Annotated in this window: 19 protein-coding genes; 2 read left to right on the forward strand and 17 right to left on the reverse strand. The window is 62.8% G+C overall.

From position 1 onward, the window contains the following. Nucleotides 1-309 precede the first annotated feature (309 nt). The 11 genes from HMPREF9153_RS08495 to efp all read right to left on the reverse strand — a co-directional run bounded on the left by HMPREF9153_RS08495 (nucleotide 310) and on the right by efp (nucleotide 11,132). Nucleotides 310-1,155, reverse strand: a complete 846-nt coding sequence (locus HMPREF9153_RS08495) for a CAMP factor family pore-forming toxin (RefSeq protein WP_004811290.1) — start codon at nucleotides 1,153-1,155, stop codon at nucleotides 310-312. Nucleotides 1,156-1,549: 394 nt separating this feature from the next. Continuing rightward, complete coding sequence (locus tag HMPREF9153_RS08500) at nucleotides 1,550-2,914, reverse strand: RsmB/NOP family class I SAM-dependent RNA methyltransferase (RefSeq protein ID WP_004811292.1); 1,365 nt, start codon at nucleotides 2,912-2,914, stop codon at nucleotides 1,550-1,552. Beyond that, on the reverse strand, nucleotides 2,911-3,858 hold the full coding sequence (gene fmt / locus HMPREF9153_RS08505; RefSeq protein WP_004811293.1) for a methionyl-tRNA formyltransferase: 948 nt from the start codon (nucleotides 3,856-3,858) through the stop codon (nucleotides 2,911-2,913). Before fmt ends, HMPREF9153_RS08500 begins: the two co-directional genes overlap by 4 nt. Nucleotides 3,859-3,894: 36 nt before the next feature. Then, a complete protein-coding gene (locus HMPREF9153_RS08510; protein ID WP_004811296.1) occupies nucleotides 3,895-5,904 on the reverse strand; it encodes a primosomal protein N' in 2,010 nt (669 codons plus the stop codon). Between the two features lie 52 nt (nucleotides 5,905-5,956). Continuing rightward, a complete protein-coding gene (gene metK / locus HMPREF9153_RS08515; RefSeq protein WP_004811298.1) occupies nucleotides 5,957-7,153 on the reverse strand; it encodes a methionine adenosyltransferase in 1,197 nt (398 codons plus the stop codon). A gap of 40 nt (nucleotides 7,154-7,193) precedes the next feature. After that, nucleotides 7,194-8,426: a bifunctional phosphopantothenoylcysteine decarboxylase/phosphopantothenate--cysteine ligase CoaBC gene (gene coaBC / locus HMPREF9153_RS08520; RefSeq protein WP_004811300.1), complete on the reverse strand. Its 1,233-nt coding sequence runs from the start codon at nucleotides 8,424-8,426 to the stop codon at nucleotides 7,194-7,196. A gap of 12 nt (nucleotides 8,427-8,438) precedes the next feature. Then, nucleotides 8,439-8,786 (reverse strand): DNA-directed RNA polymerase subunit omega, encoded by a 348-nt coding sequence (rpoZ, locus tag HMPREF9153_RS08525; RefSeq protein ID WP_015582675.1) that lies wholly within the window; start codon nucleotides 8,784-8,786, stop codon nucleotides 8,439-8,441. Nucleotides 8,787-8,806: 20 nt separating this feature from the next. Then, nucleotides 8,807-9,406: a guanylate kinase gene (gene gmk, locus HMPREF9153_RS08530; RefSeq protein WP_004811305.1), complete on the reverse strand. Its 600-nt coding sequence runs from the start codon at nucleotides 9,404-9,406 to the stop codon at nucleotides 8,807-8,809. Nucleotides 9,407-9,462: 56 nt separating this feature from the next. Next, nucleotides 9,463-9,783 carry an integration host factor, actinobacterial type gene (gene mihF / locus HMPREF9153_RS08535; RefSeq protein WP_004811306.1) on the reverse strand — a complete coding sequence of 107 codons (321 nt, stop codon included), beginning with the start codon at nucleotides 9,781-9,783 and terminating at the stop codon, nucleotides 9,463-9,465. A gap of 90 nt (nucleotides 9,784-9,873) precedes the next feature. Next, nucleotides 9,874-10,566, reverse strand: a complete 693-nt coding sequence (nusB, locus tag HMPREF9153_RS08540) for a transcription antitermination factor NusB (protein WP_004811308.1) — start codon at nucleotides 10,564-10,566, stop codon at nucleotides 9,874-9,876. Next, the gene (gene efp / locus HMPREF9153_RS08545) at nucleotides 10,563-11,132 is read right to left on the reverse strand and encodes an elongation factor P (RefSeq protein ID WP_015582678.1); all 570 of its coding nucleotides are present in this window, start codon (nucleotides 11,130-11,132) and stop codon (nucleotides 10,563-10,565) included. Before efp ends, nusB begins: the two co-directional genes overlap by 4 nt. Nucleotides 11,133-11,364: 232 nt before the next feature. Between efp and ppk2 the strand changes: the two genes are divergently transcribed. After that, the gene (gene ppk2, locus HMPREF9153_RS08550) at nucleotides 11,365-12,315 is read left to right on the forward strand and encodes a polyphosphate kinase 2 (RefSeq protein WP_015582679.1); all 951 of its coding nucleotides are present in this window, start codon (nucleotides 11,365-11,367) and stop codon (nucleotides 12,313-12,315) included. Nucleotides 12,316-12,373: 58 nt separating this feature from the next. Here the strand turns inward: ppk2 and HMPREF9153_RS08555 are convergent, their stop codons facing one another. Both HMPREF9153_RS08555 and HMPREF9153_RS08560 read right to left on the reverse strand, forming a co-directional pair. Further along, on the reverse strand, nucleotides 12,374-14,191 hold the full coding sequence (locus tag HMPREF9153_RS08555) for a heavy metal translocating P-type ATPase (protein ID WP_004811312.1): 1,818 nt from the start codon (nucleotides 14,189-14,191) through the stop codon (nucleotides 12,374-12,376). A 115-nt stretch (nucleotides 14,192-14,306) separates the two neighbouring features. Further along, a complete protein-coding gene (locus HMPREF9153_RS08560; RefSeq protein ID WP_004811313.1) occupies nucleotides 14,307-14,702 on the reverse strand; it encodes an ArsR/SmtB family transcription factor in 396 nt (131 codons plus the stop codon). A gap of 332 nt (nucleotides 14,703-15,034) precedes the next feature. On the opposite strand from HMPREF9153_RS08560, the gene HMPREF9153_RS08565 reads away from it, so the two are divergent. Beyond that, entirely contained in the window at nucleotides 15,035-15,919 is an 885-nt protein-coding gene (locus tag HMPREF9153_RS08565; RefSeq protein ID WP_370882836.1) for an endonuclease domain-containing protein, read from the forward strand. 288 nt (nucleotides 15,920-16,207) lie between these two features. Here HMPREF9153_RS08565 and HMPREF9153_RS08570 read toward each other — a convergent pair whose 3' ends face one another. The 4 genes from HMPREF9153_RS08570 to HMPREF9153_RS08585 are packed head-to-tail and all read right to left on the reverse strand — an operon-like array spanning nucleotide 16,208 to nucleotide 19,812. After that, the gene (locus HMPREF9153_RS08570; RefSeq protein WP_004811315.1) at nucleotides 16,208-17,287 is read right to left on the reverse strand and encodes a 3-dehydroquinate synthase family protein; all 1,080 of its coding nucleotides are present in this window, start codon (nucleotides 17,285-17,287) and stop codon (nucleotides 16,208-16,210) included. After that, a complete protein-coding gene (locus HMPREF9153_RS08575; RefSeq protein ID WP_004811316.1) occupies nucleotides 17,284-17,799 on the reverse strand; it encodes a shikimate kinase in 516 nt (171 codons plus the stop codon). The genes HMPREF9153_RS08570 and HMPREF9153_RS08575 overlap by 4 nt, the downstream gene beginning before the upstream one ends. Beyond that, entirely contained in the window at nucleotides 17,796-18,992 is a 1,197-nt protein-coding gene (gene aroC, locus HMPREF9153_RS08580) for a chorismate synthase (RefSeq protein ID WP_004811317.1), read from the reverse strand. Before aroC ends, HMPREF9153_RS08575 begins: the two co-directional genes overlap by 4 nt. Before the next feature lie 13 nt (nucleotides 18,993-19,005). Next, on the reverse strand, nucleotides 19,006-19,812 hold the full coding sequence (locus tag HMPREF9153_RS08585; protein WP_004811318.1) for a shikimate dehydrogenase: 807 nt from the start codon (nucleotides 19,810-19,812) through the stop codon (nucleotides 19,006-19,008). Nucleotides 19,813-19,827: the final 15 nt, after the last annotated feature.

Here is a 19,827-nt window from a genome sequence, read left to right on the forward strand (position 1 = left end):
ACGACTAACGCGTCGCTCGTCAACTATCGACACAGGCTCGAGTGCAGGAGCACCGACGCCTGACCCGCGACATGTCGCGATGCACGGCCACTGGACGGTGGCCGATTCGGTAACCGTCATGTGTGGACATCCGCAATACCCTTTCGATGCATCATCACCAACACCGTGGCTTCCGCATCGTCCACCGGTGACGACTGCGACTCACGCCATTGCCCCGGATGTGGAAAGGACATTGATCACGACTGACATAGCCAGCCACGCCTGAGGCAATCCTCGGGACCACCACCGTGGCCCCGAGGATCATTGGTATCAGGCAAGAGTTATCGGAGCATTGGCAGCCGGCATGCAGAAGGATGGCGAGGCCGGAGCATCCTTCTTGTTCGGGGCCTTGAGGGCATCCTGGTAGGCGACCTTGAGGTCCTTCATGGCCTGGTCGACCTCGGCGACCCGCACCCATGCGTTACCACGAATGAGACCAGCCCTGTCGATGGCACGGTTGAGCAGACGGATGGTGTCGCCGTCCTTGTAATTGATGACGCAGGTGTCGCGATCAAACAGAACTTGCGCCATCAAGCGTCCCAGTTTGGCACGCACGAACTTGGTGGCAACATCGGTCGGCTTAAGGTCAGGCATGGCCTGAGCCGTAGCGAGAGCCTTTTTAAGGGCAGCCACCTCGTCGGTCAACTGCGCGGGGGTGGAATCAAGAGAAATCAGCACGTTGATAGCGTGGGCAATCTCATCGAACACAACAGTATGCGCGTTCTGCACCTTGTCCTGAATGGTGAGAGTTGCGGTGTGCGTGGTGTCGCACATGGTCAGGAACAACTCGACACGAGCCGGAATCGACTTGACGAAGGTGGTGACTCCCTTGATGACCTTCTCAAGCTGGGCCTTAAGAATCTTGGCCTGCTTCAGGAGGTCCGAAATGGTATCAATGACCTCCTTAGGAGACAGAGAGGCCTTGGCGACCTTGAGATCATTGGTCAGCGAGTGAATACGATTATTGACATCGCCAAGCAATGCGTGTGCATCAGAGGTATTACTCGACACGGCGGAAACAACCGGCACGGCAGCGTGAGCCGCGGGGGTGGAAAGAGCGACTGGAGCCATCAGGGCACCGGCAACCAGTGGTGCGGCGATCAACTTGATCCTCATGAGGTTCTCCTCGTTAGAGCGACGTGTCCGCGACTTCGGACCACGTCACTATCGCAGACGAGACCGAGTGCTGAGAATACAAAAGCCGGGATATCCCCCAAAGAGCTACCTACATGTATACCAAGGAACTTCGCAGGATGACGAGAGCTAACTTTTGTCCTCCATACCGTGTCGAGCACCACGCGCACCAAGGCCGCTGCCGACCGATGTCACACGTAGCATGTTCCGACCTACGGTGTGGTTGCCCACCAACCCGGGGCAACCACACCCTTCGGCCCCGCTTCCGGAAATACCCAGTGCATCAAGTGCCGACGTCAGCGTGGACCGGGCTGTTTCTGATCTTGGGATGTCGTTGACATCCGTCAGCCACACATATGCCTAATAATCGCATTCCTCACTCGTCGTGTATACGGAACAATGCGCAAAACATGGCATCGGTGCCGTGACGATGTGGCCACAGTTGGATGGCGTTCGAGTTTCCGGACGCAGCGATACCAGGAATGCCCGGAAGCATGGCAGGAGCGTCGAAAACGTCAACTGGCAGGGACGCGCGAGCATACTCAACGATGTCGATGGTTTCGGCTCGGTGCGGTGAGCACGTGACGTATCCGACGATCCCACCTGGTCGACTGAGATTGACCGCCGAGGTAAGGAGCCGACGCTGCAGGTGGGTCAACTCCTCGACGTCAGCAGGAGTACGACGCCAGCGCGCTTCTGGACGTCTGCGCAGGGATCCCAGACCCGAGCACGGCACATCAGCAAGGACGGCGTCAAAAGACCAAGCTGGAAGTGGCGGGCACGTGCCGTCGGCAGTCATGACGCGATGGTTGCCCGGGATGGTCTTGAGGGCTTTCGCCACGAGATCAGCACGATGTTCATGCAGTTCCACCGCGGTCAGATTGGTGTTGTGCTGGTTCGCGAGTCCGGCCAGGAGCGCGGATTTTCCCCCCGGTCCGGCACAGAGATCCAGCCATTGACCAAAACTGCCGTTTGCCTCGGCTGCGTGCAGCAAGGCCAGGATCACCAATTGAGAGCCCTCATCTTGTATGCCGGCCCTCCCCTCACGCACCGCAGCGACATCGGACGGGTTTCCTGGGCGCACGACACCCCATGGGGAATACCGAGTTGGGGTCCCAGACTCAATTTCGTCGCGCTCAGCGAGGCCAGGACGGACGACCAGGGTCGGGATCGGCGGCTCGTTGTCCGCCAGCAGAGCGGCCTCCACCTCGTCAGCTCCAAGACGATCCTGGAAGGCCTTGACGATCCACGTTGGATGCAGGGTTCGCAGGGCCATGACGTCGACGCCCTCGCGTCCACCGATCTCGCTGGCCCATTCCTCGAGGCTGTGGGTGCTGATGCGCCGGGATACGGCGTTGACAAGACCTGTTACTCGTTCCCCGATGACTTGACGGGCCAAATCGACCGAAGTGGCCACAGCAGCTCGGGTGGGCACCCTCATGGCAAGGATCTGGTGTGCCGCCATCCGTAGGACGACGCGCACTCCGGGCTGGAGTTTGGCAGGGTTTCGCTCTGATGCGGCCTCAATGATGCGATCCCAGGTACCCGATCCGCGGGAGGTGCCGTCGACGAGCTCGGTCGCGAACGCCGCGTCACGTCCGGACATCCCGGTGGCACGCAATTGGTCGGCCAGGGCAAGGTTGGCATAGGCACCATGGGTCTCGACGGCCAACAGTGCCGTGTATGCCAGCCGTCGTGCTGGATCCGCCTTGCGGCGTTTCTGGTGGGGACGCTGATTCATCGCAGCCTGGTTCCGGCGTCAATCCCTGCGCCCCGCGCCCAGTCAGCTCCGTTCATGGCCTTCTTCCCGAAAGCCTGGACCTGCAACAGTTCGAGGGGCCGAGAACCAGTCCCGAGGAAGAGCTGCTTGCGGGTGGCGACGAGCTGGCCCGGTTGAGCCGTCGCCACGGTGTCCGGGACCGTTGTGTCGGGGCCAAGGTGGCAGGTGCGCAACACCTTGAAGCGCTTGTCATCGAGTTCAGCCCATGCTCCTGGGGTCGGGGACGTGCCACGGACCAGATGATCGATCTCCTCGGCAGGAACCGTCAGATCAATGCGGACGTCACCTGGGTGTATCTGTGGGGCGGTCGTCACCCCTTCAGACGACTGAGGCGTCGGCTCGATCCCGGAATCGATGTCCTCGAGTGTCTGAGTCACCAGCGGGGTCGCGGTCTGGGCCAGTTCGTCAAGGAGCTCACCGGCCGTGACCGTCTCGCCAATCGGCACTGTCATGGAGCGATACACCGGTCCGGCGTCGAGGTTTTCGACGAGTTGGAAAACGCAGGCGCCCGTCTCCTCGTCCCCAGCCATGATGGCCCGCTGCACCGGAGCAGCTCCCCTCCAACGGGGCAACAGGGAGAAGTGCAAATTGATCCAACCATGTTTCGGCGCAGCCAGGAGATCCGTGGGGATGAGACCGCCATAAGCGACAACGACTGCGGCATCAATGTCGAGGGCCGCGACGGCGTCGTGTCCCTCGCCGGACTTCACGCTGGTTGCCTTGATGACGCGAATGCCAAGATCCTCGGCGGCCTTGGCGACGGGGCAGGGACGGGGTGTGCGGTGACGCCCTACTGCGGCGTCGGGCCGGGTCAGGACGGCAACAACCTCATGGTGTGGGTCGTCAACAAGGGCCGTCAGGGTGGGGACGGCTACGTCCGGTGTGCCAGCGAAAAGTAATTTCACCCTTCCAGCCTATCGGCCGGACAACGCCCACCGGCCTCACAAGAGATGCGCAGGATCGATGACGACGCGCAGAGTGCCCTGTTCATGGTTCATGGTGTGTTTGGAACGCAGGTGGAACAGAGCTGAGGACAACTCCCCGACGGAGAGTTGTCCCACCGGACGCACGATGATCCGGTCACGCTCACTCTCTCCAGCTCGCCGCTGTTGAGGGGCCGGGCCCAGCACTTCCAGCTTGTCCCCCATGTCCTCGTTCAGTCGCTCGGTTGCCAGGGCGACCGTTTGCGGCTCCCCGTCGACGATCCCACAGGGAACCGCGGGTGGGAACCGAGCCTCTCGTCGGTCCTCGAGCTCACGGGCCGCCCAACCGATGGGATCGTTGCGAACCATGGCCTGCAAGGCAGCATCCTCCGATGGACCGACGACGACCACCCGCCCGCCATCGCGAACTGATCTGACGAAGGCCATGATCGCCATCCAGCGATCAACGGTCTGTTCCACCGCAGCCAGCCCCGGTCGAGTCAGGGAGGACAGCGCATCGAGGATGACGGCGCAGGAGTATCCCGATTCCGGCACTGGTTCAGCCCCCGGCGTGGCGACGACGAGTCTGGGAGCTGAGTCGACGCTGTCTCGCACGTGGTTTCCCGAGGAGTCGACGACGGGCACGTCCGGGAAGGCGCGGCCCAGTTCGCCGGCCGTCGTCGTCGCTCCAACGATTCCGGACCTGACGTCGGTGGAACCGCACTCGGGGCAACGCCACCGAGGTAGATGGGTGCCGCACCAAGTGCAGTGCAGGTCAACTCCCGTGCCAGTACGCCGTCCTGTCACCGGGCCGCAGCAGGAAGGGCATCTCACGGATGTCCGACACACCGAGCAGGACGGTGAGACCAGATCCCCAACTCGAGGCACCGACACCAGGACCGGTCCACGCAGCAACCCCTCACGGATCGTCGTCATGGCCAGATCGGGCAACCGCACGGATCGGGCCAACGGATCTCGTTCCAGAGCGAAGTCGGAATCCCCTGGGACGCGTACCGGAGCACAGACAGATCTCATCGTCTGACGGTCTGCCCGAATGCCCACGAGCCAGCCTGACCTCAGCCACGACGCACTGCGAACCGAGCAGGAGTAGCTCGCCAACAGCAGGGCGCCGTGATCGACCTGGGCTCGTAGGGCGGCGACATCTCGGGTGTTCGGGTAGGGAGCTCGCGGTTCGTCATGGAGGTCAGAGCACTCGTCCCACACTGCGACCAGTCCGAGGTTCTCGACGGGGGCCATGACAGCTGACCTGGTGCCGATGATGACCTTGGCCGTGCCACGAATGACGGCCAGGTAATGGCGCCATCTCGTCGACGCCGGTTGATCAGCGTGGAGGACGGCCACCGTCCCCGCTCCCAGAACGGCTTCGAACCTGGAATGGAGGGTGGTGACATCCTCGACGGTCGGACAGCAGACAATGGCACTGCGCCCGGAGACAAGGGCTGCGGAGACGGCCTGCAACAGGCCATTGGCCCAGTCACCCAGACCTTCGTCGTCCCCCGGACCACATACCGGAGTGACCCGCCAATGAACTCGGGGACGCTCGCCGGCTGCCACCAGGTCGAGGAAATGACGTCCATCCGTGAGAGCCCGCAAGGTGCCTGACGGCATCGTCGCGGACGGGACTGGCCACGGCGGCGGGTCAGCGGCCTCTGTCGTCGCATGACGGGTCGGAATGGCCCACCTGAGCACCTCGTCGAGGGTGCCAGCCCAGTGATCGGCAACCTTGCGAGCCAGCCTGAGCTGGTCCGGGGTCGACACGACCTGTTCGGAGATCAACTTCACGACCGGGGAAAGCTTGACCCCTGGTTCCTGTTCGTGGTCGACCGCCATCACGACGCCGTCACACAGCCGTCCGGCGAGTTTCACCCTGACCCGCGTTCCCGCCTGAATCCGACCGACGAGGTCATCAGGGATGAGGTAGTCGAAGGGGCGGTCCAGGTGCGCCAAACCAGAGGAGACGACCACATGGGCAATCCATGTGGTCGTCTCCAGCAGCGGTTCGGTCATGGGTCAGATGCTACGGCCCACCACCGACGGCATCGCGACAGATGGTGTTCTCTCAGAGACGGGCGGCCGCGGCCAAGGCCTCGGCACGGTCCGTCACCTCCCAGGTGATGCCAGGGAGCTCGCGCCCGAAGTGTCCTCCGGCGACGAGCTGGGAGTAAATCGGACGAAGCAGATCAAGGTTCTTGATGATCGCGCCGGGACGAAGGTCGAAGACCTCGGCGACTGCGCGCTCGATCTCGATCTCGGGAACGTGGTTGGTCCCGAAGGTGTCGATGCGGAATCCCACCGGACGCGCGGCACCGATAGCGTAAGCCACCTGGCACTCGCAGCGGTCGGCCAGACCTGCGGCGACGACGTTCTTGGCCACCCAGCGCATGGCGTAGGCAGCGGAACGGTCGACCTTAGAGGGGTCCTTGCCGGAGAAGGCACCGCCACCGTGACGGGCCATGCCGCCATAGGTGTCGACGATGATCTTGCGACCGGTCAGACCGGCGTCGCCCATGGGGCCACCGATGACGAACTTGCCGGTCGGGTTGACGAGCACCCTCATGTCCTTGTGATCAAGGTCGTAGCGCTCCAGCACCGGGTCGATGACCAGGCGACGCAGATCAGGGGTCATCGTCGCGTCGATGTCTACCCCGTCGCGATGCTGGCTGGAGACGACGACGGTGTCCACCGCCACCGGCTTGTCGTTCTCGTCGTAACGGATTGTCACCTGGGTTTTGCCGTCGGGGCACAGGTAGTCCAGCGCGCCCTCCTTGCGGACCTTGGTGAGTTGCAGGGACAGGGCGTGGGCCATGTCGATCGGGAGTGGCATGAGGGACGGGGTCTCGGTGCAGGCGTATCCGAACATCAGGCCCTGGTCGCCAGCGCCCTGAGCGTCGATGAGGTCAGTGGAACCATGCCGAGTTTCATAGGCTGAGGTCACGCCCTGGGCAATGTCGGGGCTCTGGGCATCAATCGCGACCGAGACGCCACAGGAAGCACCGTCGAAGCCCTTGGCCGAGGAGTCATAGCCGATGTCAAGGATGCGGGAACGAGCAATACCCGCGATGTCGACGTAGGCCTCAGTGGTGACCTCGCCGCAAACCATCACCTGACCGGTCGTCACGACCGTTTCCACGGCTGCGTGGGAGTGGGGATCCTCGGCAAGGAGAGCATCGAGGACGGCATCAGAGATTGCATCAGCAATCTTGTCGGGATGGCCTTCCGTCACCGATTCGGATGTGAACAGACGAGTGGTGGGCATGGTGGTTTCCTGTCCGCGCGGCCACAAGCCGCGCATCGTGTTACTGAGTGGCCAGCAGCATGTGGACCTCGTCGAGGACCGCTACTGCAGCCTGCGACTTAGATCCGGTGACGCGTCGACCGGGCCCCTGCTGGTGGACCACGGTGACATCGGTGCCGACCTTGCCGAACACCTTCCCCTCGCTCACGTCGTTGACGACCAATAGATCGCATCCCTTGCGGGCGAGTTTGGCCTGCGCCAGCTCAAGGAGCTGGGCACGGTCAGGTGCCGTCTCGGCGGCAAACCCGACGACGACCCGATGCGGTACCGATTGGGCACAGATCCGGGCCAGGACGTCGGGAGTCTGGTGGAGTTCGAGGGACGTCGTCGCGCCGACGGCGGAGTCCCCCTCGTGTTTCTTGATCTTGGTGTCGGCGGCCACCGGTGCGAAATCGGCGGCCGCAACGGCCTGGATGACGACATCGGCGTGAGGTGCCAGATCGTTCATGGCCTCGGCAAGGTCCTCAGTGCTGTCGATCCGCGTCACCTCGACGCATGACGGCATGACGACATCGACGTGAGCTGCAACGACGTGAACATCCGCACCTCGAGCAGCTGCCACCTGAGCGATGGCCTTCCCCATCCGTCCGGATGAGGAGTTTCCGAGGTAACGCACTGGGTCGATGGCCTCGCGGGTGCCACCCAGCGAGATGACGACGCGTTTCCCTGCAAGATCCCGGCGGCACATTGCGTCAGCGGCATCCGGACAGGCCAGCAACAGCTCAACGAATTCGGCGATCTCATCCGGATCAGGCAGTCGCCCAGGACCGGAGTCCCGACCGGTGAGGCGCCCGGATGCAGGATCCTTGACGACGATGCCATGACGACGAAGGGTCGCGACATTGTCGATGGTGGCTGGATTCTGCCACATCCCGGTGTGCATGGCGGGCGCCAGCACAACCGGCGCGGACGTGGCGAGAATCGTCGTTGTCAGGAGGTCGTCGGCGTGACCACCAGCGATACGCGCCATGAGATCGGCGGTCGCTGGGGCAACGACGACCACGTCGGCACGCTCGGCCAACCGAATGTGCTCGACGCCGGGAACGTCGTCAAAGACCTCGGTGTGGACCGGATGCCCACTCAGTGCCTCCCACGTGGGACGACCGACAAATTCGAGGGCGGCCCTGGTGGGGACGACATGGACCTCATGACCGGCCTCGGAGAGGAGTCGCGAGAGCAGACACGCCTTGTAGGCGGCAATTCCTCCTCCGACACCAAGGACGACGACACTCACGCCAGACTCAGATCAGGCGTTCGGATCAGCGAGATCAGCGAAGGGATCGTCGAGCTCGATGGACGGGGCCTCCTGGGCCGCAGCGGCCTGAGCAGCGATCTCCTCGGCGTCCATCTCATGGGCCTCAACGACACCGGCCTGGATCTCACGCATGGCGATGGACAGCGGCTTCTCCTGGTTGGTCGTCTCCACGAGCGGGCCGACGTTCTCCAGCAGCCCCTCCGCCAGCTGCGAGTAATACGCATTGATCTGACGGGCGCGCTTCGCGGCGAAGAGAACGAGGCGGTACTTCGAGTCGACGTGCTCGAGGAGCTGGTCGATGGGCGGGTTGACGATGCCTTCAGGCGTGGTCTCGGTCAAGGAATGTCCTCCCAGTGTGGTCATAGACCCAACAACTCTACCAGAGAAGCAACGGCATGGTCCACGGTGTCGTTGACGACCACGGCGTCGAACTCATTGGCATTCGCCAACTCCACACGAGCCGTCTGCAACCGACGCTCCCGCTGTTCGGGGGTCTCCGTCCCCCGACCGATCAAACGGTGGACGAGCTCGTCCCACGATGGCGGGGCGAGAAAGATCTGCGTGGCCTGCGGATATGTCTCACGCACCTGGCGGGCACCCTGAAGATCGATTTCAAGGATGACGGTGCGATCGTCCGCAACCGCTTTCTCAACGGGTTCGCGTGGGGTGCCGTATCGGTGGCTGTTGTGGACGACGGCCCACTCCAGCAGCCCGTCACCGTCGACAAGCTCGTCGAACTGCGCCGGGGTGACGAAGTCGTAATCGATGCCGTCACGCTCAGTGGGGCGAGGCGGACGGGTCGTCACCGACCTCGAGACGACAATCTCGGGGTGGCGACGGAACAACGCGCCGACCACCGTTCCCTTGCCGACGGCCGTTGGCCCTGAGACGACGGCCACCGTGACGGGATGGTCGTGTCGAAGACCACGGGCCTGTGGGATGACGGGGTCGCTGCTCATGGCAACACCCTAGTGGTCAATGGCGACGACGTCGCGCAGCGTAGGGGCGAAGAACCTCAGGAACAACGGTCGAACTCGGCACGCAGGCCGGCGATCTGATGTCTGCCCAGGCCACGAATGCGGCGATTCGGGGCGATATCGAGGCGCTCCATGATCTCGGCAGCGCGCTTCTCCCCCACGCGAGGAAGGGCCTTCAGCAGGTCAACAACCTTGACGTGGGCGAGTACATCGTCCTCGGCAGCCTCGTCCAAGGCCTCGGACAACGACAGGTCCCCGGCGCGAACCCTCGCCTTGAACTCAGCCCGGACTCGCCTGGCCCGTGTCGCTGCTTCACGAGCAGCCGAAAGCTGTTCCGGTGAAAGAGTGGGTATGGACACGAGCCCCTCCGATCAAGTGTGCAGCCATTCCGAACAGTGCGGAAGGTCTCCACCAGAACCCTGGTGGAGACCTTCGGTAGACTAGTCTGCTTAGTCGGAGCTTGGGGACGATTCGTGGGGATCTGTGTCCAATTCGTGATCGTTGGATGTCGGATGTTCTTCCGATTCCAGATCTGCCCCGTCAACGGATTCCTCCACCACTGATTTTTCGGTCACGTTCTCGCCGTCACCAGCAGCCTCCGGAGGGGCAACGTCCGCAGAGGACACATCCTCCACCCGAGCAGGGCCGTGGACAATGACGGCGTTAAGCAAACCGTTGAGGAATGGCGCCGAGTCATCGGTCGAGAACTCCTCACTCAGCTCAATGGCCTCAGAGATGACGGCCGGGTCCGGCGTATCCGTATGCAGAATCTCGAAGGCGGCCAGGCGAGCGAGGACACGATCGACGCGCGGCATCCGGTCCAACGTCCAGCCCTCGGACAGACAATCGGTGAGGACCGAGTCCAGGCCAGCCTGAGAGGCAGCCACCCCGCGAACCAGATCAGCCGCGAACGGGCGTACCGGGTTGGTGAAGACGCCCGGACGGGCGGCCAAGACCTCGAGGATGTCGGTACCCATGAGATCAGCCTCGAACAGAATGTCGAGGGCCTGTTTGCGCGCCTTGGACCGCGTCGAGAGGTCAGCGTGCTTCTGGATGTCTCCGCTGACGCGCTTGACCTCGAGGTCTCCGATCCTCTCGATGGGGCCCTCGTCGTCAGGCGTCGGAGTGGTGTTCGTACTCACTTCTCGGAAATACGACCGAGGTAGTCGCCAGAGCGGGTGTCGACCTTGACCTTCTCACCGGTGGTGATGAAGAGCGGAACCTGGATCTCGCGACCGGTCTCGAGGGTGGCGGGCTTGGTGCCGCCGGTGGAACGATCACCCTGCAAGCCAGGCTCGGTGTAGGTGATCTCGAGCTCGACCGAGGCGGGCAGGTCAATGTACAGCGGGTTGCCCTCGTGCAGGGCAACGGTGGCGGTCTGGTTCTCGAGCATGAAGTCCTTGGCGTCACCGACGACCTCAGAGGGAATTGGCAGCTGCTCGTAGGTGGTCTCGTCCATGAAGACGTAGACGTCACCATCCTGATACAGGTACTGCATGTCACGACGATCGACCTCGGCCGACTCGATCTTGACGTCAGAGTTGAAGGTCTTGTCCACAACCTTGCCACTCAGCACGTGTTTCAGCTTGGTACGAACGACGGTGTTGCCCTTACCCGGCTTGTGGTGCTGGAACCAGATGACCGTCCACAGCTGGCCGTCGAGGTTGAGAACGGTGCCGTTCTTGATGTCATTGGTGGAGATAACCACAGGTCGGTCCCTTTCGAGATGAATTGCGTCGATCATGGATCAGGATGCGGCACGCCAGCCGACATCCTGGGCAAGTCTAGCGGACGGGGGGCTTCAACCCCCCTATGCCGGGGGAAGGCAGACCCATGACAGGCAGGTGCGGACCACTCGCCGCTCCCATGACATGGTCCCGTCATGTCCCGTTCATGTTGTTGAGGCCTTGGCCGCACACCTCTTCAGTAACGTTGACACCATGCACGACCTTGACTCCACCGGGCTGCGCGCCCACTTTGATCCCGCCACGGACTCCGACCAGCACTCGCTGCGTGAATTCATTGACCTGGTCGCTGATGCCGGATATGTCGTCGATTCCGATGAGCACGGAGACGATCCCGAACTCATCGCTCCAGACGGTTCCGCCGTGGAGACCTGGCATGAGGATTACCCCTATCCGAACCTCATGGACAGGCGAGAGTACGAAACCCAGAAAAGGTTGCTGCAAATCGAGCTTCTCAAGCTCCAATACTCCATTGACGACACCGGCGACCGTCACGTCATCGTCTTTGAGGGACGCGACGCAGCCGGGAAGGGTGGCGCGATCAAGAGGTTCAGTGAGCATCTCAATCCCCGTCGCTGCCGTACCGTCGCCCTCGACAAGCCCTCGGACCGCGAGCTCGGCCAGTGGAACTTCCAGCGTTACATCCAGCATTTTCCCACTGCCGGCGAGATAGTCCTCTTCGACCGGTCCTGGTACAACCGGGGCGGCGTCGAGCGGGTAATGGGATTCTGTACTGACGAAGAGCATCGAATCTTCCTGCACCAGGCCCCAAAGCTCGAGGAGATGATGATCGAGTCGGGAATCCACGTCACCAAGTTCTGGTTCTCGGTAACCCGTCAGGAACAGCGCACTAGGTTCGCAATTCGTCAGCTCGATCCGGTTCGCCGCTGGAAGCTCTCCCCAATGGACTTGGAATCCTTGGGACGTTGGGACGATTACACCCGCGCCAAGGAAGAGATGTTCGCCGCGACTGACACCGATGCTGCCCCGTGGATTTGCGTCAAGTCCAATGACAAGAAACGCGCGCGTCTCAACGCCATGAGGTATTTCCTGTCCCAATACGATTACGAAGGCAAAGACGAAGATGTCGTCGGCCAGCCCGATCCTCGGTTGGTACGTCGAGCCCGAGACACCGTTGGAGACTGAGGGAGGCTGTCCCGCCGGGGTGGATGGCGGCGCCCCTGACGACGGGGCTGATACGTGATTATGGGCGCCGTCGTTCACCTGCATTGAACCCAGTGGGAATAAGCCGCGCCGAGTTGAGGATGAAGGCCGTCTCACTACCGACGTGAACCAGCGCCGCACCGAGAGGTCCGAGAGCTCCGGTCGCGGCCAGGACCATGCCGAGGACATCCACGGCTAGGGTCCCGACGACGTTGAACCAGATGATGCCTCGCACCCGTCGAGCCGTTCTGACGGCGCCGGCAAGGTCGGCAAGGTCCGAGGAGATGAGGACGACGTCGGCAGATCGTCGAGCTATCTCGGTACCGGCGCCCATGCCCACCCCAACGGTGGCTGCCGAAAGAGCGGGAGCGTCGTTGAAGCCATCACCAACCATGACCACCTTGCGTCCCGATGCCATGAGTTCCGAAATGACATCGGCCTTTTCAATCGGACGCAATCCAGCACGGACCTCGTCAACACCGACCTGATCGCCCACTTGTCTGGCTGTTGCCTCCGCATCTCCCGACAACATGACGACCTGAAGCCCCATGCGGTGCAATTCCTCAATTGCTGCTGCGGACGTCTCACGAATCTCATCAACGAACTGGATTGCGCCAATCCATTCGTCGTCCACCCACACGTATGACCGCGCGATGGCGTCCGTGGAGAACCCGGCGGGGACGCGTCTGCTGACCTCGACGCGGCGACCGCCGACGACGCCTGAGACACCATGCCCAGGCTCATAGCGGAAGTCCTCGGCCATCAAGGCCGTCACGTCACTAGCCGCGCATATGGCACGGCCAACCGGGTGTTCGCTGAACTGCTCGACGGATGCGGCCAGGGAGAGGACATCGTCATCCGCCCAGCCTGCAGCCGGGTCGACCTTGGAAACCGTCGGTTGTCCAGCAGTGATCGTGCCCGTCTTGTCGATCACCACCGTGTCGACCTGACCGAGTTGCTCCAGGTGCACGCCGCCTTTCACGAAGGCTCCGCGTCTGGCAACCCGGGCCATGCCAGCCAGGATCGCCAGTGGCGTGCCAGCTGCAACACCACATGCACCGGCGACGACGATGACCGAGATGGTGGCTCGCAGGTCGTGGGTCGCGAACCAGGTGATGATTGCAGCGAGGAAGGCCGCTGCGACGATCCAGGTGGCAACGCGATCGCTGAGCCGCTGAACCGGGGTCGGGCTGTCCTGGCCGGAGCGCACAGCCTCGACGATCTGACCATAACTGGAATTGGCTCCGATCTGCTCGACGCGCACCTCAATCGCGCCGCCATGATTGACAGAACCCGCCAGGACGCGGTCCCCTTCACGCACGGTCACCGGCATCGGTTCGCCGGTGATTCGGGACTGATCAACCTCGGATCTTCCCGCTTGAATGAGTCCATCCACGGCAACTCGATCCCCTGGCGAGATCACGATGAGGTCCCCCACGGTGAGTTCAGCCAGAGCAGTGTCGACGATCCCGTCGTTGCGTCTCACCCGAACCGTGTCCGGGAGGAAAGCCATCAGGTCGGTGAGAGCGTCACGACCGCGCTCCATGGAGAGGTCCTCGAGGATCTCGGCGACGAGCACGAATGTGGTGATCATGAGTGCGGTGACCCATTCGCCGATCGCTGCCGCAGCAGCAATGGCACACAGCATCGATAATTCCATACTCATGTGGGCATGACAGAGATCGTCGAAGGCCTCAGCGAGGAAAGGCCAGCACCCGACAGTCAGGCAGATGACCCCAATCGCGGGGACCCGGTGGTCTGGCCATACCAGACCCAGTCCGACGATGACGGCAGCGACGGCGCAGAGAGCCGCGCGCCAGCCGAGATCAAGGTCAAAACGGTCACGCCAAGAGGGCATGGATGTTCTCCTGAGGGAGGTAAATGTGGTCAGCGGAGGTTCTCGCGCCGAAAAATGCGCCCTCGGCGGGCGGAAGACGGTTCCTGTGTCATCGGAAACGGAACCGGCGTGACGGTCAGGCCGTCGTCGTACGGCTGGCCGGGCAGCGCGCACCCTGGGTCATCTCAACCATGTGGTGGGTTGGAATGGCGTCGACATCGTGTTCTGCCTGGAAGACAGCCTGCGAAACTAGATTGCGGGCGTGCTCGTCGGTGAGGCTGTAGAACATCGTTGTGCCGTCGCGGCGGGCAGACACCATGCGACCCATGCGCAATTTGGCCAAATGCTGGGAAACAGCGGTGGGGCGTTTACCGACGACTTCCGCCAGATCTCTCACGGACATCTCGCCCTCCCGAAGAGCCAGGATGATGCGAATCCGAGTTGGGTCAGCGAGCAGGGCGAACACTTCCGCCGCGAGGTCGACATAATCGCTGTCGATACCAAAGGTGCATGTATGCGTATCTTCGCTCATATGAAGACACTACGGGTGAGCGATGAGCCCTGGCAATCTCCGAAATCCCCGGCGCGAGACATTCACAGCGCAATCCAAGGTAAACATTGGGTCTTGGCGCGGGTTGTTTGTGGCAATTGCGGTGATGACAGTGTGAGGTGACGCCCCACCCAGCGAGAAGCTCGACCAGTCTCTAGTTGTCCACAACCGTGGTCGGTACCCGGACCTCACTTGTCCACAGATCTGACATTGCCTGACGGATTCCGGGGTCTCCGACGACAACTGAAGACGTGAGAACCTTTCAAGACCAGATCGAGCGCCGCGGAATCGCGCGTATTCACCGTCATAGCTACATCCGGGGTCAGGCCGACCGGGCGGTGGCACGCGGAGACGCTGTCCGCATCCTGCCCGGGGTCGTTGCCGCCACACCCCTTGCTCGCGACCCAGAGACAATCATCCGGGCGCTCTTCCTGTGGCACCGGGATGTCGTCCTCGTAGGCAAGACGGCCCTCATCCTGCTCGGGATGACGGCCCCAGGTTCGGTTCGCCCGATGGACTTGCGCACCGTCGACAAAGTTGAGGCATTCTCTCGAACCCGTGCCCTCGTCAGGCCGGGCATCCGCGTTCATCGCTGGCACGTTCCGCACCGATTCATCACCGAGAGGGAGAGGATTCGTCTCGCAGCACCGGAGGTCTCGGTCCTGGTGTTGGCCATCCAAGGGGAATGGGAGTGGGTTTGTGAAGCGTTGAGGCAACGGCTCGTGACCCCTGAAAGCTGCCGGCGCGCACGCAAGAGCCTGACGGGTCGTTACCCAAGGGACCAGGTCGATGCTGCTCTGGCCGACATCACGTTGGCGGCATGGTCAATTCCCGAGTTGGAGATGAGCCGAATGCTGAGAGCTGTCGGTATCACCGGCCACAAACCAAATCACAAGGTGCGGGTTGGCGACAGGTACTACTACCTCGACCAAGCATTTGAGGACGAGAAGGTGGCCCTTGAGATAGACGGCAGAAACGTCCATGGCACCGCAGATGGTTACGAGGCAACAATGATGCGATCAGCCCACCTCGATCGGCATGGCTGGAAGGTCCTTCACACCACCCCAACCATGATCCGACACAACCCGAGATTTGTACTCGACTGGTTGGCGTCCCATCTCCACCGTCGCCATCGGCCCAAGACCATGTTCACCGAACCGGTGTTGCGGAAGATCATGGGCGGCCTTGCCACAGCCTAGCCGCCACCTAGTTCAATCTGGCATGGCGTAGCCGCCGTTCTGAGCTGTCACCCGGTACGGCTGTGGAGATGTCGGTTGTGACCACCGACCGTGCGGCCCCGAGTGGCAACCTCAGCTTTCATAACCGCGATTGCCGCATGAGGGTACGGACAGTCGTGCTCGGAGACATCAATGCTCGTTGACCGGCACCCATATCGAGGTACCAACCCCCGGCTGGTCATCAATGAGCGGACGCCTCAGCAGTCGCGCGAGCAGGAAAGCGACGTAACAGCGACATACGCTGGGACATCAGGCGCTCTGCAGGCTCCGGTAGCACTCGCCCAACACGTCCTCGGAGGGGTCGACGATCATCGCGACCTCACCGGGCTCCCTGATACCGACAAATCTCAGGACGCGCCGACCAGTGCCTGGTTCGAGCCGGGTCTTCTTGTCGAGGTTCATCGTCGCGCGAAGATCCGCCCACGCGACCTCATCGAAGGTGGTGGGAAGCCCGATCCCCGAGAGGATGGTCCGGGTACGATCCACGACCTCGACAGACAGTCCCAGGCACCTCCGGGACAACTCAGCGGCGAAGACCATCCCGACGGCGTCGGTTTCACCGTGGCGCCAGGTGAAGTGCTTGTGGGCCTCCACCGCGTGGGCCAAGGTGTGCCCATAATTCAATCTCTCGCGACCAACCTGGCCACGTGATGACGTTCGTTCGTGCAGATCTCCGCTGACAACGGCGGCTTTGACCGAAACTGCCCTGGTAAGCACCTCGACAAAGGCCTTCGAGGTGACGTCGAGAACGTCGTGTCCCTCGACGAGATCAAGAATGACAGGATCATTGATGAATCCACACTTGACAATCTCTGCAAGCCCCGATCGCACCTCACGGACAGGCAAGGTTGTCAACAGATCGGTATCGCACAGCACCGCCCTCGGTTCGTGGAACGCCCCGACGAGGTTCTTCCCAGCCGGGATATTGATGCCGGTCTTACCGCCGATCGCGGCATCGGCCATGGCGAGCACCGTCGTCGGGACCTGGATGACGCCAACCCCACGCATCCACGTCGCCGCCAAGAACCCAGCCAGATCGGTGGTGGCTCCACCACCCAGACCGACGATGACGTCGCCGCGAGTCATGCCAGCCTCGGCCAGGCCCTGCCAACCGCGGACCAGCACATCAGGTGACTTGGCGGCCTCGGCATCCGGCACCGCGATGATGATCGGATCGTCAAGACCAACTCGACCCACGAGGCCCAGAAGCGGCTCGGGGCACACGACCGCGACCCTGCGACCTGCCACGAGACCAGCCAATTCCGTCACAGCGCCGGAGCCGATCCTTACCCGGTAGGGCTGAGCCGTTGCTACCTCGACAAGGTTCATGACTCCCCCTCCAGGTCGGCCAGCTCACTCATGATCGCCTCGACGACCTGGTCGGGAGTCAGTTTGTCGGTGGACACTCGGATGGTTGCCGGACGCTCGTACACCGCTCGCCTATCCTTCATGAGCCGCACCAACTGCGAGTGCACCTGGCTTCCCAGCAGCGGTCGGCCGGTGTCCTTCAGCCCCACCCGGTCAGCCGCGGTACGAGCCGAGACGTCCAGCCAGACGACACACACCTGATCCAAGGCCTTACCGACCTCGATGTCGACCGGAGCTCCACCACCCAGGGAGATCACTCCACCGCATTCGATCGCAGCGAGGGTCTCCCGCCTCTCCACCTGGCGGAAGTACGGCTCTCCCTCGACGAGGAAGATCTCCGGGATGTCGCGCCCCTCGACCTGTTCGATGAGAGCATCGACGTCGACGAATTCCTCCTCCAAACGCTCAGCCAGGAGCGGCCCCACCGTCGACTTACCGGACCCTGGAGCACCAATGAGAACGATGACACTCACGGGGCCACCACCAGACCGCGCTCGGCCAGGCGACTCAGGTAGGCTTGAGCATTACGGCGGGTCTCGGCCACCGAGTCTCCGCCGAACTTGTCCAGGGCGCACTCGGCCAACACCAGGGCAACCATGGCCTCGGCCACGACACCTGCCGCCGGGACCGCGCAGACGTCGGAACGCTGATGATGGGCCGTGGCGGCCTCACCAGTGGTGGTGTCGATCGTCGGCAGGGCGCGGGGAACAGTTGCGATGGGTTTCATGGCCGCCCTCACCCGTAACACCTGGCCGGTGGACATGCCGCCCTCGGTACCGCCCGCACGATCACTCATGCGGTGGATACCCGCCTCGGTCGGCTCCATCCAGTCATGGGCCTGAGAGCCGCGACGACGGGCCAGCTCAAAGCCGTCCCCCAGTTCGACACCCTTGATGGCCTGGATCCCCATGAGTGCTCCGGCGAGACGCGCATCGAGTCGTCGGTCCCCCTGGCTGTGGGATCCCAACCCAGCAGGCAGACCATATGCCAACACCTCGACGACACCACCCATGGTGTCGCCCTCCTTGCGGCACGCCTCCACCTCAGCAACCATCCGCTCGCTCGTGGCCGGATCAGCACAACGCACCGGATCAGCGTCAATACAGGCCAGATCCGCCGGTTCCGGCCGCACATCCTCAGGACACTCGACAGGCCCGAGGGACACGACGTGGGACAACACATCGACGTCGAGGGCCTGCTTGAGGAAGGCCTTGGCGATTGCTCCCAGGGCCACTCGCGCAGCGGTTTCACGGGCCGATGCGCGTTCCAGGATCGGACGGGCCTCATCAAAGTCGTACTTCTGCATACCCGCGAGGTCAGCATGTCCCGGACGGGGACGGGTCAGAGCAGCACCACGAGCCTGACCGGCCAGCTCCTCGGGGGATACCGGTCCGGGAGCCATGACGGTACGCCACTTGTCCCACTCGGAGTTACCGATCCGGATCGCGATGGGATCGCCGAGGGTCTCCCCGTGCCGGAACCCCGCGATCAGCTCCAACTCATCGGCTTCGAAGAACATCCGGGCCCCTCGCCCCACCCCGAGGCGACGACGTCGCAACTCCTCTGAAATCTCGTCGGCCCCGACGCGGACATGGGCCGGGATGCCCTCCACCGTCGCGACAAGGGCAGCGCCGTGGGACTCCCCGGCAGTGAGGTAACGCAACATGGGGCCCAGTCTCTCAAAGGCGGGCGCGCTCAGCCAGAGCGTTCTGCGCTGTGGACCTCAAGACATCCATGGGCACGTCATGGCCCGTCATGAGACGAACCTGGTCGACGGCCTGTCCGGCGAGCAGGTCGAGACCGTCGATGACCGTGATGCCAGCGTTCTCCCCAGCCACCGTCAGCGGCGTCGGCCACGGGTCGTAAATGACGTCGAAGACGGCGTCAGCATGGGCAACGAGGTTCTCAGCCCGGTCCATGACAGACCCGGCCGGAACCGTCGAGACCATGAGGTCACAACGCGACGGCTCGGACTCGAAGGGCAACCAGGCGACGCGGATCCCAAGACGGTTGGCAAGCTCAAGGATCTCGGTCGACCGATCGCGAGAGCGCGACATGATGATGACCTCGTCTGCCCCCAGTTGGACGGCAGCGGCAAGAACCGACCGTGCCGTCGCCCCCGCTCCGAGCATGACGACCTTCCCAACCTCGGTGACGCCTCGAGACCGAAGCGCAGCTCCGGCGCCGGTCACGTCGGTGTTACGTACGATGGTTCTCCCGCCACGACGCACCCAGGTGTTCGCCGCTCCGAGCAGTTCGACGGTCTCGTCGGTCTCCCCCAACTCACTGAGATCAACCTTGTGGGGCATCGTCACCGACAAGCCGCGCCACGACTCGTCCAGCTCATCGACAAAGGTGCGCAGTCCACCGGGCTCGACGTCAACGGCGTCATAGGACCAGTCCAGTCCGAGAACCCGATATGCGGCCCGATGGATTGCCGGCGACACGGAATGAGCCACTGGATGACCAACAACCGCGCACCGCATCGTCAACTCCTCCCG

The sequence above is a fragment of the Cutibacterium avidum ATCC 25577 genome (assembly GCF_000227295.1).
GTDB lineage: Bacteria > Actinomycetota > Actinomycetes > Propionibacteriales > Propionibacteriaceae > Cutibacterium > Cutibacterium avidum.

Excerpts from the sequence above, each read along its gene's own strand:
- HMPREF9153_RS08495 (WP_004811290.1), bottom strand. The coding sequence starts at position 1,155 with ATGAGGATCAAGTTGATCGCCGCACCACTGGTTGCCGGTGCCCTGATG.
- HMPREF9153_RS08500 (WP_004811292.1), bottom strand. The coding sequence starts at position 2,914 with ATGAATCAGCGTCCCCACCAGAAACGCCGCAAGGCGGATCCAGCACGA.
- HMPREF9153_RS08510 (WP_004811296.1), bottom strand. The coding sequence starts at position 5,904 with ATGACCGAACCGCTGCTGGAGACGACCACATGGATTGCCCATGTGGTC.
- metK (WP_004811298.1), bottom strand. The coding sequence starts at position 7,153 with ATGCCCACCACTCGTCTGTTCACATCCGAATCGGTGACGGAAGGCCAT.
- gmk (WP_004811305.1), bottom strand. The coding sequence starts at position 9,406 with ATGAGCAGCGACCCCGTCATCCCACAGGCCCGTGGTCTTCGACACGAC.
- ppk2 (WP_015582679.1), top strand. The coding sequence starts at position 11,365 with ATGCACGACCTTGACTCCACCGGGCTGCGCGCCCACTTTGATCCCGCC.
- HMPREF9153_RS08555 (WP_004811312.1), bottom strand. The coding sequence starts at position 14,191 with ATGCCCTCTTGGCGTGACCGTTTTGACCTTGATCTCGGCTGGCGCGCG.
- HMPREF9153_RS08560 (WP_004811313.1), bottom strand. The coding sequence starts at position 14,702 with ATGAGCGAAGATACGCATACATGCACCTTTGGTATCGACAGCGATTAT.
- HMPREF9153_RS08570 (WP_004811315.1), bottom strand. The coding sequence starts at position 17,287 with ATGAACCTTGTCGAGGTAGCAACGGCTCAGCCCTACCGGGTAAGGATC.
- aroC (WP_004811317.1), bottom strand. The coding sequence starts at position 18,992 with ATGTTGCGTTACCTCACTGCCGGGGAGTCCCACGGCGCTGCCCTTGTC.
- HMPREF9153_RS08585 (WP_004811318.1), bottom strand. The coding sequence starts at position 19,812 with ATGCGGTGCGCGGTTGTTGGTCATCCAGTGGCTCATTCCGTGTCGCCG.